Origin of the sequence: Sphingomonas sp., from assembly GCF_017304615.1 — a bacterium.
Lineage (GTDB): Bacteria > Pseudomonadota > Alphaproteobacteria > Sphingomonadales > Sphingomonadaceae > Sphingomonas.
The window spans coordinates 1-12,615 of the sequence record NZ_JAFKLZ010000002.1; the positions used below are offsets into that span (position 1 = coordinate 1).

General features: G+C 65.6%; 14 protein-coding genes. 10 read left to right on the top strand and 4 right to left on the bottom strand.

Features of this window, described 5'->3' with window-relative positions; translation table 11 throughout:
• Positions 1-59 precede the first annotated feature (59 nt).
• On the bottom strand, positions 60-710 hold the full coding sequence (locus tag J0J06_RS08120) for a hypothetical protein (RefSeq protein ID WP_294040917.1): 651 nt from the start codon (positions 708-710) through the stop codon (positions 60-62).
• 92 nt (positions 711-802) lie between these two features.
• Here J0J06_RS08120 and ispH point away from each other — a divergent pair, with 92 nt between their 5' ends.
• Genes ispH through rnhA form a run of 3 tightly spaced genes read left to right on the top strand, consistent with a single transcriptional unit; the run spans position 803 to position 3,162 of the window.
• On the top strand, positions 803-1,759 hold the full coding sequence (gene ispH, locus J0J06_RS08125; RefSeq protein ID WP_294040919.1) for a 4-hydroxy-3-methylbut-2-enyl diphosphate reductase: 957 nt from the start codon (positions 803-805) through the stop codon (positions 1,757-1,759).
• Between the two features lie 3 nt (positions 1,760-1,762).
• Positions 1,763-2,716, top strand: coding sequence for a homoserine kinase (gene thrB, locus J0J06_RS08130; protein WP_294040921.1), 954 nt, complete (start codon positions 1,763-1,765; stop codon positions 2,714-2,716).
• Positions 2,713-3,162 carry a ribonuclease HI gene (rnhA, locus tag J0J06_RS08135; protein ID WP_294040923.1) on the top strand — a complete coding sequence of 150 codons (450 nt, stop codon included), beginning with the start codon at positions 2,713-2,715 and terminating at the stop codon, positions 3,160-3,162. The genes thrB and rnhA overlap by 4 nt, the downstream gene beginning before the upstream one ends.
• On the opposite strand, the gene J0J06_RS08140 is transcribed toward rnhA, so the two are convergent.
• From J0J06_RS08140 to J0J06_RS08150, 3 genes are read right to left on the bottom strand one after another with little or no spacing between them, the layout of a single operon-like run.
• Positions 3,159-3,335 (bottom strand): YegP family protein, encoded by a 177-nt coding sequence (locus J0J06_RS08140; protein ID WP_294040925.1) that lies wholly within the window; start codon positions 3,333-3,335, stop codon positions 3,159-3,161. The two genes, rnhA and J0J06_RS08140, sit on opposite strands and share 4 nt — an antisense overlap.
• A 54-nt stretch (positions 3,336-3,389) precedes the next feature.
• Complete coding sequence (locus tag J0J06_RS08145) at positions 3,390-4,472, bottom strand: FAD-dependent oxidoreductase (protein ID WP_294040927.1); 1,083 nt, start codon at positions 4,470-4,472, stop codon at positions 3,390-3,392.
• Positions 4,469-5,413 carry an alpha/beta hydrolase gene (locus J0J06_RS08150; RefSeq protein ID WP_294040929.1) on the bottom strand — a complete coding sequence of 315 codons (945 nt, stop codon included), beginning with the start codon at positions 5,411-5,413 and terminating at the stop codon, positions 4,469-4,471. The genes J0J06_RS08145 and J0J06_RS08150 overlap by 4 nt, the downstream gene beginning before the upstream one ends.
• A 49-nt stretch (positions 5,414-5,462) precedes the next feature.
• Between J0J06_RS08150 and J0J06_RS08155 the strand changes: the two genes are divergently transcribed.
• From J0J06_RS08155 to J0J06_RS08185, 7 genes are read left to right on the top strand one after another with little or no spacing between them, the layout of a single operon-like run.
• A complete protein-coding gene (locus J0J06_RS08155; RefSeq protein WP_294040930.1) occupies positions 5,463-5,933 on the top strand; it encodes a prepilin peptidase in 471 nt (156 codons plus the stop codon).
• A gap of 50 nt (positions 5,934-5,983) precedes the next feature.
• On the top strand, positions 5,984-7,015 hold the full coding sequence (gene cpaB, locus J0J06_RS08160) for a Flp pilus assembly protein CpaB (RefSeq protein WP_294040932.1): 1,032 nt from the start codon (positions 5,984-5,986) through the stop codon (positions 7,013-7,015).
• Complete coding sequence (locus J0J06_RS08165; RefSeq protein WP_294040934.1) at positions 7,015-8,622, top strand: type II and III secretion system protein family protein; 1,608 nt, start codon at positions 7,015-7,017, stop codon at positions 8,620-8,622. The genes cpaB and J0J06_RS08165 overlap by 1 nt, the downstream gene beginning before the upstream one ends.
• A 25-nt stretch (positions 8,623-8,647) precedes the next feature.
• Positions 8,648-9,280: a CpaD family pilus assembly protein gene (locus tag J0J06_RS08170; RefSeq protein WP_294040936.1), complete on the top strand. Its 633-nt coding sequence runs from the start codon at positions 8,648-8,650 to the stop codon at positions 9,278-9,280.
• 1 nt (position 9,281) lies between these two features.
• A complete protein-coding gene (locus J0J06_RS08175) occupies positions 9,282-10,577 on the top strand; it encodes a pilus assembly protein CpaE (RefSeq protein ID WP_294040938.1) in 1,296 nt (431 codons plus the stop codon).
• A 50-nt stretch (positions 10,578-10,627) separates the two neighbouring features.
• Positions 10,628-11,605 carry a type II secretion system F family protein gene (locus tag J0J06_RS08180; protein WP_294040940.1) on the top strand — a complete coding sequence of 326 codons (978 nt, stop codon included), beginning with the start codon at positions 10,628-10,630 and terminating at the stop codon, positions 11,603-11,605.
• A 2-nt stretch (positions 11,606-11,607) separates the two neighbouring features.
• A complete protein-coding gene (locus tag J0J06_RS08185) occupies positions 11,608-12,603 on the top strand; it encodes a type II secretion system F family protein (RefSeq protein ID WP_294042428.1) in 996 nt (331 codons plus the stop codon).
• Positions 12,604-12,615: the final 12 nt, after the last annotated feature.

The following is a 12,615-nucleotide window of genomic DNA, read 5'->3' on the forward strand; positions in this document are numbered from 1 at the left end:
CAATCAGGATATTCTATGGGCGGCCGGGGTGGGGGAGCGGGCCGACGCCGCGACACGAACTATCGCGTCGCGTTATATTTAAGCTGCTCGTCAGTGAGCTGGAAGCCGACCAGCGCCTCAAACGACGCGCGCAACACGGCGGCACGGACGTCGGGCGCGGTCAGCGGGTCGACCGCCGCCGCCTCGCCGCCCGCCTTGCGACGCTGAGTGATGCGCCGCTTGACGTCGTCGGACAGCGTGGCGGCGGCGCGGACGACGCTGGCGCGCGCCGAGCCGTTGACGCTCGCACGCGTCTGTCCAGCATCGAAATGCACCACCACGCGACCGACACGCTTGGCGACCACCGCACTGCCGCCCTGCACGACGGTGATGAAATAAGGCAACGTCACGTCGCGCGGCCCGTCGGCCTTGGCGCGGCGCGCGAGCACCTGGAACGTCACGTCGGTGATGACGTCTGGTCCGTTGTCGCCACAGGTCGAACGCACGTCGGTCATCACCGCAACCACATCGATCGCAGTCGCGTCGCGGCTCGTCGCCGGGTCGAACAGGGTCACGTCGCCGGTCCCGGCGGGAACGCCGACGGTCGGGCAGGCGGTGCGCACCGCGGTGACGCCCGCGCCCGCTTCGGAAATGTCGAGATCGCCCTTGCTGGCGCAACCGCCCAGCACCAGCGCAAGGGCGAGCGGGGCGGCGAAGATGCGGGGTGACACGGGCGGAAGAACCTTTTCGATACGCGGGGAGCCGGGGCGCATCCATAGGAAGCACCTTTGCCTCACGCAAGCAATCGCGTAGAGGCGCGGCGATGGCCTCTGCCCCCAAACCGCCCCTCGCTTTGCTGATCGCGGCGCCGCGCGGCTTTTGCGCCGGGGTCGACCGCGCGATCCGCATCGTCGAACTGGCGATCGAGAGATACGGCGCGCCGGTCTATGTCCGGCACGAAATCGTCCACAACAAGTTCGTCGTCGATACGCTGAAGGCGCAGGGCGCCATCTTCGTCGAGGAACTCGATCAGGTGCCCGACGGCGTGCCGGTGGTGTTCAGCGCGCACGGCGTGCCCAAGGCCGTGCCGGCCAAGGCCGCCGAGCGCGACCTGTCCTATCTCGACGCGACTTGTCCTTTGGTCAGCAAGGTCCATCGTCAGGCCGAACGGCTGGTCGCCGCGGGCAAGCACATCGTGTTCATCGGCCATGCCGGTCATCCCGAGGTAATCGGCACATTCGGCCAGGTGCCCGAAGGATCGATGACGCTGATCGAAACCGTCACCGATGTCGCAGCGTTCGTGCCGGTCGACCCGGACAACCTTTCGTTCCTGACACAAACCACGTTGTCGGTCGACGATACGGCGGCGGTCGTGGCCGCGCTGCAAGCCAAATTCCCCACGATCCAGGCGCCCCGCGGCGAAGACATCTGCTACGCGACCTCCAACCGCCAGGCAGCGGTAAAGGCGATCGCAGCCTCGTGCGACGCCGTGCTGGTGATCGGCGCGCCCAATTCGTCCAACTCGCTGCGATTGGTCGAGGTCGCTGAGCGCCAAGGCATTCGCGCGCAGTTGATCCAGCGCGCCGCCGATCTCGACTGGGCGTTTCTCGATAGCGTCGGCACGCTGGGGATCACGGCGGGCGCGTCCGCGCCGGAAATGCTGGTGCGGGAACTGGTCGATCGGCTCGCCGAGCGGTTCGACGTCACAGAACGCGAAGAGGAAACGACGCGCGAAAGCATCGCGTTCAAGCTTCCCCGGGGACTGGAAGAGGCTGCCTGACCCTTGGCGGTCTACACGCACGTATCGGCCGAAGCGCTGGGGGAATTCCTGACGCGCTACGACTTCGGCGAATTGGTGTCGGCAAAAGGCATTGCCGAGGGCGTCGAGAATTCGAACTATCTGGTCGATACGACCGAGGGCCGCTTCATCCTGACGCTGTACGAGAAGCGAGTCGACGAGGAGGATCTTCCCTTCTTTGTCGCTTTGCTCGATCACCTCGCGGCTAAGGGCAACCGGGTGCCACGCATGCTTCCCGACCGCAACGGCATCGCGATCCAGACGCTCGAAGGCCGCCCGGCCTGCCTGATCGAATTTCTGAGCGGCGTATCGCTGTCGCACCCCAGTCCGGCCCAGGCGCGTGCGGCGGGCGCAGCGCAGGCGCGCATGCACCTCGACCTCGCCGATTTTGCCGACGAGCGCGACAATCCGCTCGGACCCGGCGGACTGCTGGCGTTCGTGTCGCGCGACGGATTCGATTTCGATGCGATTCAGCCTGAGCTGTTCGACCGTGTCACGACCGCGCTGAGCAACGTCTACGACACGATCGACTGGGATGTGCCGCGTGGCGTGGTGCACGGCGACCTGTTCCCCGACAACGTGTTGATGATCGGCGACGAGGTGACCGGGCTAATCGATTTCTATTTCGCTGCGACCGGTCATCTGAGCTGGGATCTCGCCGTCACGCATTCGGCCTGGGCGTTCGACGCAACCGGCAGCCATTATGACACGGCCGTCGGCCGTGCGTTGATCGAGGGATATGAAAGCGTCAGACCGTTATCGCCCGCCGAGCGCGCGACGATGCCCCAGATGGCCCGCGCTGCGTCGCTCCGTTTCCTGCTGACACGCGCATGGGACTGGCTGCATACCCCCGCGGACGCTCTGGTCACGCGCAAGGACCCGCTGGCCTATCTGCGCCGGCTTGAATTCTATGAAGCCAATCCCGGCCTGTTCGCATGACCGAACTCTCCCACGTCGAAATCGCCACCGATGGTGCTTGCAAGGGCAATCCCGGCCCGGGCGGCTGGGGCGTGGTGATCCGCCACGGCGGGCGCGAGAAGGAAATGTCGGGCGGGGAGCCGCTGACTACCAACAACCGCATGGAATTGCGCGCCGCCATAGAGGGCCTGAACGCGCTCAAGCGGCCGTGCCGCGTCACGCTGTCGACCGACAGCCGCTACGTCATGGAAGGGCTGACCAAGTGGATTCACGGTTGGCGACGAAACGGCTGGCGCACCGCCGACAAGAAGCCGGTCAAGAATGCCGAACTGTGGCAAGCTCTGATCGACGCCGCCGCGCCGCATCGCGTCGAATGGGTCTGGGTGAAGGGCCATGCCGGCCATCCCGACAATGAGCGGGCCGACCGGCTGGCAAGCAACGCGGCGGACGCGGCCCGCGGGCCTTAGCTGTTGTCGACGACTTCGGCGTCCGGGCCGTTCTTCTTGATCGAATCGATCGCGTTCTGGGCACTCGACTTCGACGCATAACCTTCGGTCGCGAACATCACTTCGCCGTTATACTTGAAGCGGACGCGAAACTCGCCGGCCTTGTCCTTGTAGATCTCGAACGTGTGAGCCATCTGACCTCTCCGGTTTGTTGACTCATTCAAATTAACGGCGTGGCGATCGATACGCTAGCGAAACCGGGCCGCGGAATAGCGGTCCCGGTCGATTTGCGCGACCAGCGGATCGGGCGTCGCGGCGAGCAGCAAGGATGCGGCGACTAGCGACGCTGCTGGTGCGGTCTGGATGCCGAACCCGCCCTGCCCCGCACACCAGAAGAAGTCCGGCACGCCATTGTCGAAGCCATAGACCGGCAGGCGATCCGGCGCGAAGCTGCGCAGCCCCGCCCAGCTTCGCTCGACGCGTTCAACCCGCCATTCGACAACGTGCTCGAGCCGATCGATCGCGATCGCGACGTCGAGTTCCTCGGGCTGGACGTCACCGGGATCGCTGGGGATTTCGTCGTGCGGGCTGAGCCACAGCCGTCCGCCCGATTCGGGCTTGAAGTAGAAATCGCCACCGATGTGCGCGACGTGCGGCGCGTCGTCGGGGACCGGCGGATCGACACGAAGCTGGACAAGCGTGCGGCGGAACGGGCTGATCCCGATCGGTGCGACGCCGGCCATCACCGCGACCTGATCGACCCAGGCGCCGGCGGCGTTGACCAGTATCTTCGCCTGGTACGAACCCGCCTTGGTATCCAGCCGCCAGACACCATCAGTCCGAGTCGCGCCCGTCAGCGCGGCATCGAGCACCAGTTCCGCGCCCGCCTTCTTGGCCCGCGACAGAGCGGCTGCATGCAGCCCCGCAACATCGATATACGCGCAGCTCGGCTCCCAGACCGCCAGGTTCCATTCGGGCCGCAGCCCGGCAATGCGCTCGCGCGGATCGACCTGCGACAGGTCGACGCCGGTGCCCGCGAATTGCGCGAGCATCCCCTCGATCTTGTCGCGCTCATCTTCGCGCCCGATATGCAGCGACCCGAGCGGCTGGAGGAATCCGCCGGCGTCGAACAGCCCGCGCGACGCCGCGGTCAGCGGCTGGACGCCCGGCCCGCCGTACGTTTCTTCCCAGAACGCGGCGGAGCGGCCCGTCGCGTGATAGCCCGCAACATCCTCAGCCTCGAGGATCAGCACGCTGGCATGCGACGCGACCTCCGCGGCGAGCGAGGCGCCGGCAATCCCGGCGCCGACGATGGCGATGTCGTAGCTCATTGGGCTGCCCGCTCCGACAGGAAGGTGTCGATCGCGCTGATCGCGCGGTCGCGCACCGCATCGACTTCGCGCAGGATTTCATGCGCCGATTCTGGGCCGAAGCGTATCACGTGGCAATCGGGCATGGCGGCGGCCACGCTCAGCGTGTCCTGCGGCCGGACCAGTTGATCGGCGTCGGCGACCAGCATCAGCACCGGGACCTTCATGTTCTTCAGCCGCGGGCTACCGCGCAACGTCCGCGTCGAATCGAACGCGCGCGCCACCCAGCGCCAGCTCGGCGGACCGAGTCGCAAACCGGGGTCCTTATCCCACCAGAACGGCTCGTCGGCGTAGCGATCGTCGTCGTGCGTCAACAGGGTCTGGCGACTCGCCATCGTCGCGGGGCGCTCGTTGCCCTTCCATGCGCGGCGCTGCGGGTTGCCGAGCCGCATCATCGTGTTCGCGAGCCATTCACCGAACCCCGCGCTGATCGGCGCGTGGACGCCCATCATCGGCGCGACCAGAACGGCGGCGGCCGGTGAGGCGATCCCTTCATCGAGCGCGCGGCCGATCAGATGCCCACCCATCGAATGCGCGACGATGACATGCGGCCCCGGCGCGGTCGTCGCCCAATCCTTCCAGAACGCGGCGAAGTCGGCGAGATAGGTTTCGAAGGTATCGATATCGCCGACATTGGGGTCGTCGGAGAGCCGGCCAGACTTACCCTGCCCCCGCCAGTCGAACGAAGCGATCGACCAACCCTGGGCGTGCCAGTGATGGAATGTCTCCAGATACTTCTCGAACAGATCGCCGCGTCCCGGCTGGAACAGGATCGATCCGCGCGGAGTCGCCGCCGACGACGGCCAATCAAATCGCCGCAAGGTCCAGCCGTCGGGCGCGGTCCAAGTCGAGATCGTGCTGCCGTCCGGGTAGGCGCGGCGCTGGTTTTCTGAAGCCACCATGGCCGCTGGTTACTTTTTAGAAAGCCATCCCGTCTAGGTCTATGGTCCGATGGGCTGGGGAATTCTGTCTTATGCGCTCGCGGGAGCGCTCGTCCTGATCCTGCTGTCGGCCGGAATAGAGGATGCGCGCCGGCGCGAAATCGCCAACTGGAAGAACGCGGCCATCGCCCTGATGGCGCCGGTCTGGTGGGTCGCCAACGGCTACGGCCTGGTCGACGTAGCGTGGCAGATCGGCATCGCACTGATCGTATTCGCGCTGTTCGTCGGCGCATTCCACTTCGGCTGGATGGGCGGTGGCGACGTCAAGATGATCGGTGCGCTCGCGCTGTGGCTGCCGCTGCAGGGCGTGTTCTTCATGCTGCTGGTCATGTCGGTCATCGGCGGCGTGCTGACGCTGATCATGGTGGTCGACCATTGGCGCCGCCAAGCGCCTGGCGCCGTCGAGACGCCCTACGGCGTCGCGATCGCCATGGCGTCGATGATCGCGCTGAGTGAACCGATATTTAACCAGTTTACGTAGATTAGTGGTGGGTCAACCGGCCGATCGGCCGGCAACGGGGCTTGAACGACATGGATAGTCGGAAGATCATTTTGCTGGTGGGTGCGCTGGTTGTGGCGGCCATTACGGCGTTTATGGCGCGCAGCCTGATCGCCGGATCGAGCGCGCCGCAAGCGCAGGCGCAAATGGCGGCTCCGCCAGTCACCGGCACCGAAGTGCTGGTGGCGACGAAGACGTTGCCGGTCGGCACGATCCTGGACGCGACGAGCTTCAAGTTCCAGCCCTGGCCGAGCCAGATGGTCGGTGGCGCGTATTTCGTGAAGAAGGACGGCTTCGACATCAAGTCGCTCCAGGGCACGGTCGTGCGCACGGTGATCACCGCCGGCCAGCCGCTGACCCAGGGGTCGCTGGTCAAGCCGGGCGATCGCGGTTTCCTGGCCGCGGCGCTGACGCCGGGCATGCGCGCCGTGACCTTTCCGGTCGAAAACAAGAATTCGGTCGCAGGCTTCGTGTTCCCGGGTGACCGCATCGACCTGATGCTGACCCAGAAGGTGGCTGGCGGGGGCGATGGCCCGCCGCTCAGCGTCGCCGAGACGATCATGAAGAACCTGCGCGTGCTGGCGACCGACCAGCGCACCACCACCGATGTCGACGATCAGGGCAAGACCGTGGTCAAGAACATCTCGATGGTGACGATCGAGGCGACGCCGTCGATCGCGGAAAAGATTTCGGTGGCGCGCACCCTGGGCGACTTGTCCGTCGTGCTTCGCCCGCTGGCCGACAGCGCAAGCGAACTGGACGCGGCGATCGCCGATGGCAGCGTGAAGGTGCCGAACGGCAAGGATCCGAAATCCGAGCAGGCTTTCCTGGATAGCGCTGCGAGCCAGCCCGTGGCGGGCAAGACAACCTTCGCCACCGGCGCAGACGTGTCGCGTTTCCAGCGCCGCACGGTGCCGGGCAAGGTCGACTCGCCGTACGGCCCGCGCGGCGGCGCCGGGAGCGGCGGCAGCGGTGGCTATCCTGGCGGCATGAATATGGGACCCACGGTGCGTATCGCCCGCGGGAACAACGTGACCGAAATTCCGGTCGGGGGGAAGAAGTGATGCTGAACCGTCTCAACCGCGCGGGCTGGCCGATGGCCGCCGCGCTGGCGCTCGCCGCCACCGGCGCTGCGACGCCGGCCGCCGCGCCCGCTCAATCGGCCTCCAGCCGTGTGGTCGAAGTCGACACCAATCAGGGTCGGCTGGTCACGCTGGCGCGTCCGATCAGTGATGTCTTCGTCGCGAACGACACGATCGCCGATATTCAGGTCCGCTCGCCGACCCAGATCTACGTGTTCGGGAAGAATCCGGGCGAGACGACCGTGTCCGCCACGACGAAGACCGGACAGGTGGTGTTCGCCGCGACTGTCCGCGTCGGCAACAATTTCGGCTCGATCAACCAGATGCTGAAGCTGGCGATGCCTGAGGCCCAGCTGTCGAGCTACACGCTGAACGGCGTCGTGCTGGTGACCGGCACGGTGATGAGCCCGCAGGATGCACAGGAAGCGGAAAGCCTGGTCCAGGCGTTCGTCGGCGACAAGGTCAAGGTGATCAGCCGCATCCGCACCGCGACGCCGCTGCAGGTCAACCTGCAAGTCAAGATCGCCGAGGTGACCAAGAGCTTCGCCAAGAACATCGGCGCGAACCTGACGACGTTGGACGGCACTGGCGGCTTCCAGTTCGGGATCGGCAGCGGCCGAACCATCACGCAGCAGTTCAATGCGCTGGGCGGCCCACTGGGAATCGGCTCGACCGCCGCGAAGTGTATTCCGCCGATCCTGGCTGACGGTTCGTGCACGGGCAAGATTCCGGGCACCGCAATCACGCCGGGTACCGAACGCACCACGTTGGGTGGGCTTGGCAAGATCTTCGGCCTTGACGTCCTGGGCGCACTCGACCTCGGCGAAACCAACGGCCAGGTCGTAACGCTTGCACAGCCCAACCTGTCGGCGCTGTCGGGTGAGACCGCATCGTTCCTGGCGGGCGGCGAAATACCGGTCCCTGTCAGCCAAGGCCTGGGCGCGGTGTCGATCGAATACAAGCAATATGGCGTTAGCCTTGCCTACACGCCGACGGTTCTGTCAGACGGCCGGATTTCGCTCCGCGTTCGCCCGGAAGTGTCGGAACTCTCCTCGGCGGGCGCCATCACGGTTGCCGGCAATCTCGTCGCCGCGCTGACCACGCGCCGCGCCGAGACCACGGTCGAGCTCGGCTCTGGCCAGTCGATGGTGATCGGCGGCCTGATTTCCAATTCGACCAACAATCAGATCGAAAAGACGCCTGGTCTGGGCAATGTACCCATCCTTGGCGCGCTGTTCCGCTCGACGGGCTGGAAGCGTAACGAGACCGAGTTGATCATCGTCGTCACGCCCTATCTGGTGAAGCCGGTGAACGCGAACGAGATCGTCCTGCCGACCGACGGTTATCAGGCGCCGACGGACCTGGGCCGCGTGTTCATGGGCAAGCTCGGCGGCGGTGCTACCGGCGGCGATCGGGCCAAGCCGACCATGGCGACGCCCAATGCGGGTGGCCTGGCGGTCGGCGCCAACGCGCCTGTCCCCCTCGCCCCCAGCAGCCCGGCTCCAGACGCCAAACGCGACGAAAAGGCCGTGTTGCCCAAGAAATCGAAGAAGGATGCCGGCACGCCGGCGCCCGGATTCAGCCAGTAAACGACGCCAGCGAGGGACACCCACCATGCGCAAGATCCTGTTCGCCGCACTTTCCGCCCCCGCGCTGATGCTGGGGGGCTGCGGCACGCTCAATCGCGGCGTCGACACCGTCTATCAACCGGTAGTCAGCCGCACCGACTATGTGTTCGACGTTCAGACGACGCCGTCAGGCCTCGCTGCGGGCGAAGCCGACCGCGTCGCGGGTTGGCTGGCGTCGATGAAGCTTCGTTACGGCGATCATGTCGCGGTGGACGATCCCAACAATTCCGGCGCGTATAGCCAGGTCGCCGCGATCGCCTCGCGCTACGGCATCCTGCTCGACAGCCGCGCGCCGATCACCCCGGCACCCCTCGGCGCCGGCATGGCGCGCGTCGTCGTCAGCCGCACCGCCGCCAAGGTTCCGGGCTGCCCCGATTTCACGCGCACCGGCTCCGACGAGTTCGAAGGCAGTACGACATCGAACTTCGGTTGCGCCAACCAGGCCAACCTCGCCGCGATGGTCGCCGACCCGCTCGATCTGGTCCGCGGCCAGCCGGGTACCGAGACGTTCGATGCGAAAACGTCGGGCCGTGCGATCGACACCTATCGCAAGGCCACGCCGACCGGCGCCGGCGGCACCGCGATCAAGACCGAATCGACGGGTGGAGGGACCAAGTAACATGAACGCTCCGTGGAAACCCGCCGGCGTCGCGCACCGCGAACCGTTCGTCGCCTATGTCTGCGACGAGACTACCGCCGAGGCGCTGCGTCCGATCGCCAGCGAAATGGGCTGGTCGGCCGACAAGGTGAACAAGGGTGGCTTGCGCAATGCGGTCCAGTCGCTGTCGGTCTCTGCGAGCCCGCAGGTGCTGTTCGTCGATCTGTCGGAAAGCGGCGACCCGCTCAACGACATCAACGCACTGGCCGAAGTCTGCGAGCCCGGCACCGTCGTGATCGCGGCGGGCCAAGTCAACGACGTCCGCCTGTACCGCGACCTGACCGCCAGCGGCATCCAGGATTATCTCCTGAAGCCGCTGTCCGCGGACATGCTGCGCGAAGCCTTCGGCAGCGCTCAGGCAATCCTGAACGCGCCGAAGCTTACCGATGGCGCAGCCGACCGTCCGCATTGCGCGACGGCGATCATCGGCACGCGTGGCGGCGCCGGTGCATCGACTGTCGCTGCATCTGTGTCGTGGCTGATGAGCGAGAAAGGCGGCCGGACGACGGCGTTGCTCGACCTCGACGTCCATTTCGGCACCGGCGCGCTGTCGCTGGACCTCGAACCGGGCCGCGGCCTGACCGACGCGATCGAGAATCCGAGCCGCATTGACGGGCTGTTCATCGAACGCGCGATGGTCAAGGCCAGCGAAAAGCTGGCGGTCCTATCCGCGGAAGCGCCGATCAACTCGCCGATGCTGACCGACGGATCCGCTTTCTACCAGCTTCAGGAAGAGATGCGGGCGGCGTTCGAATGCACCGTCGTCGATCTGCCGCGCGCGATGCTGGTCCAGCATCCGCACCTGATCACCGATATCCAGACCGCGGTCATCGTGACCGAGCTGACGCTGGCGGCGGCGCGCGACACGATCCGCATCCTGTCGTGGCTCAAGTCTAACGCGCCGCAGACGCAAGTGCTGGTCGTCGCCAATCGCGTACCGCAGGGCACGCTGGAGATCAGCCGCAAGGATTTCGAAGGCTCGATCGAGCGCAAGGTCGATTTCGTGGTTCCCTACGACCAGAAGCTGGCGGCGCAGGCGGCCAAGCTGGGCAAGCCGATGGCCGAAGCCGGCAAGGGCTCCAAGACCGTCGCGCCGCTCACCGACCTGGCGACGCGCCTGATGGCGATCGGCGACAACGTCGAAGCTCCGGTCAAGGCGTCGGGCAAGAAGGATGGCGGCAAGGCGCAGTCGATTATGGGCAAGTTCGCCGACCTCAAGTCGTTGATGCCCAGCAAGAAGGCGGCGAAGTCGAATTGATCGCGGCCGCCCGGGTTCGGGTGGCTGCTAGTAATGTGGAGCGCTGAGCGATGCCGTTGGTGCCGCTGATTTCGGTCGTAGCAGGAGCGGGCATCATGCTGCTCATGCTGGTCTTCGCCTTCGCGGGTCCCAACGCGGAGAAGGCGCAGACGCGCCGTCTGACGTCGCTCAAGGAACGTCACAGTGGCGCGGCCAGCGAAGCCGCGATGGCCGCGCAGATGCGCCGCATCACCGGCAAGCGCGATAGCAACATGGACAATGCGATGGCGCGGCTGCTGCCGCGTCCGGCGCTGCTCAAAAAACGGCTCGCGATGACCGGCAAAACCTGGACGGTCGGCCAGTACGGCATGGCGACGGTCGCGCTGATGGTGCTAGTCGGCGGCCTGCTGGCGATCCGCGGCGCGCCCTTGATCGTGGCGTTACTCATTGCCGTTGTGGTCGGAGCGGGCCTGCCGCACTTCATTGTCGGCTTCTACATCAAGAAGCGCGTCGCCAAGTTTAACGCCAAATTTCCTGACGCGATAGAATTGCTCGTACGCGGCCTGCGCTCTGGTCTGCCGATCTCGGAGACGATGGGCGTGGTCGGCGCGGAAGTGCCCGGTCCGGTCGGCGAGGAGTTTCGTGCCGTCAGCGACAAGATGAAGATCGGTCGGACGATGGACGCCGCGCTGCAGGATACGGCCGACCGGCTCGGCACGCCCGAATTCCAATTCTTCGTCATCTCGATCGCAATACAGCGCGAGACCGGCGGCAACCTGGCTGAAACGCTGGCGAACCTCGCCACCGTGCTGCGCCAGCGCAGCCAGATGAAGCTGAAGATCAAGGCGATGTCGTCCGAATCGAAGGCGTCGGCCTATATCGTCGGCTCGCTGCCGTTCATCGTGTTCGGCCTGATCATGTGGATCAGCCCGCAATATATGGGCAATTTCTTCGTCGATCAGCGGCTGATCATCGCCGGCGTCGGCGGACTGATCTGGATGGGTCTTGGCGCCTTCATCATGGCCAAGATGGTCAATTTCGAGATTTGATGATGGAACCGCACAACCCCACCTTGCTTGGCATCGACGTCGTCTGGGTCGGCACCATGCTGGCCGCCGTCGCCGCGTTCGCAGTGCTGCTCGCGATCTACGCGGTTATGACGTCGCGCGATCCGATGGCGAAGCGCGTCAAGGCGCTCAACGATCGCCGCGAACAGTTAAAGGCCGGCATCACGGCATCGACCAGCAAGCGCCGCGCGAAGCTGGTCCGCCAGAACGACACGACCGACCGGATCCGCTCATTCCTGTCGAGCCTCAAGGTCCTGCAGGACAGCCAGCTCAAGGTTGCCCAGACCAAGTTGCTCCAGGCGGGTATCCGCAAGAAGGAATATGCCGTCGCGGTCATCTTCGGCCGTCTCGTCCTGCCGATCGTGCTGGGCGGGCCGATGCTGTATCTCGTCTACGGCACCGACATGTTCGCGGGCTGGTCGCCGCTGAAGGCCTACGGCCTCGTCGCTGGCACCTTCATCCTGGCCTATAAGGGCCCGGACATCTACCTGAAGAACAAGATCACCAAGCGCAGCCACGCGATCCGCAAGGGTCTGCCGGACGCGCTGGACCTGCTGGTGATCTGCGCCGAAGCCGGCCTGACCGTCGACGTCGCGTTCCACCGCGTATCGAAGGAACTGGGCAAGGCCTATCCCGAACTGGGCGACGAATTCGCGCTGACCGCGATCGAACTGGGCTTCCTGTCGGATCGCCGCCAGGCGTTCGAGAATCTGGCGACGCGCGTGGATCTGGACGCGGTCAAAGGCGTCGTCACGACGATGATCCAGACCGAGAAATACGGTACGCCGCTCGCCTCGGCGCTGCGCGTGCTGTCGGCCGAATTCCGCAACGAGCGCATGATGCGCGCCGAGGAAAAGGCCGCGCGCTTGCCCGCGATCATGACGATCCCGCTGATCCTTTTTATCCTGCCGGTGCTATTCATCGTCATTCTTGGTCCGGCGTCGTGCAGCATCTCGGACGCTTTCAAGTCGCCGATGTAATTCGGCCAGGGA

Excerpts from the sequence above, each read along its gene's own strand:
- J0J06_RS08140 (WP_294040925.1), bottom strand. The coding sequence starts at position 3,335 with ATGGCTCACACGTTCGAGATCTACAAGGACAAGGCCGGCGAGTTTCGC.
- J0J06_RS08145 (WP_294040927.1), bottom strand. The coding sequence starts at position 4,472 with ATGAGCTACGACATCGCCATCGTCGGCGCCGGGATTGCCGGCGCCTCG.
- J0J06_RS08155 (WP_294040930.1), top strand. The coding sequence starts at position 5,463 with ATGGGCTGGGGAATTCTGTCTTATGCGCTCGCGGGAGCGCTCGTCCTG.
- J0J06_RS08180 (WP_294040940.1), top strand. The coding sequence starts at position 10,628 with ATGCCGTTGGTGCCGCTGATTTCGGTCGTAGCAGGAGCGGGCATCATG.
- J0J06_RS08170 (WP_294040936.1), top strand. The coding sequence starts at position 8,648 with ATGCGCAAGATCCTGTTCGCCGCACTTTCCGCCCCCGCGCTGATGCTG.
- J0J06_RS08165 (WP_294040934.1), top strand. The coding sequence starts at position 7,015 with ATGCTGAACCGTCTCAACCGCGCGGGCTGGCCGATGGCCGCCGCGCTG.
- J0J06_RS08185 (WP_294042428.1), top strand. The coding sequence starts at position 11,608 with ATGGAACCGCACAACCCCACCTTGCTTGGCATCGACGTCGTCTGGGTC.
- J0J06_RS08150 (WP_294040929.1), bottom strand. The coding sequence starts at position 5,413 with ATGGTGGCTTCAGAAAACCAGCGCCGCGCCTACCCGGACGGCAGCACG.
- cpaB (WP_294040932.1), top strand. The coding sequence starts at position 5,984 with ATGGATAGTCGGAAGATCATTTTGCTGGTGGGTGCGCTGGTTGTGGCG.
- ispH (WP_294040919.1), top strand. The coding sequence starts at position 803 with ATGGCCTCTGCCCCCAAACCGCCCCTCGCTTTGCTGATCGCGGCGCCG.
- J0J06_RS08175 (WP_294040938.1), top strand. The coding sequence starts at position 9,282 with ATGAACGCTCCGTGGAAACCCGCCGGCGTCGCGCACCGCGAACCGTTC.
- rnhA (WP_294040923.1), top strand. The coding sequence starts at position 2,713 with ATGACCGAACTCTCCCACGTCGAAATCGCCACCGATGGTGCTTGCAAG.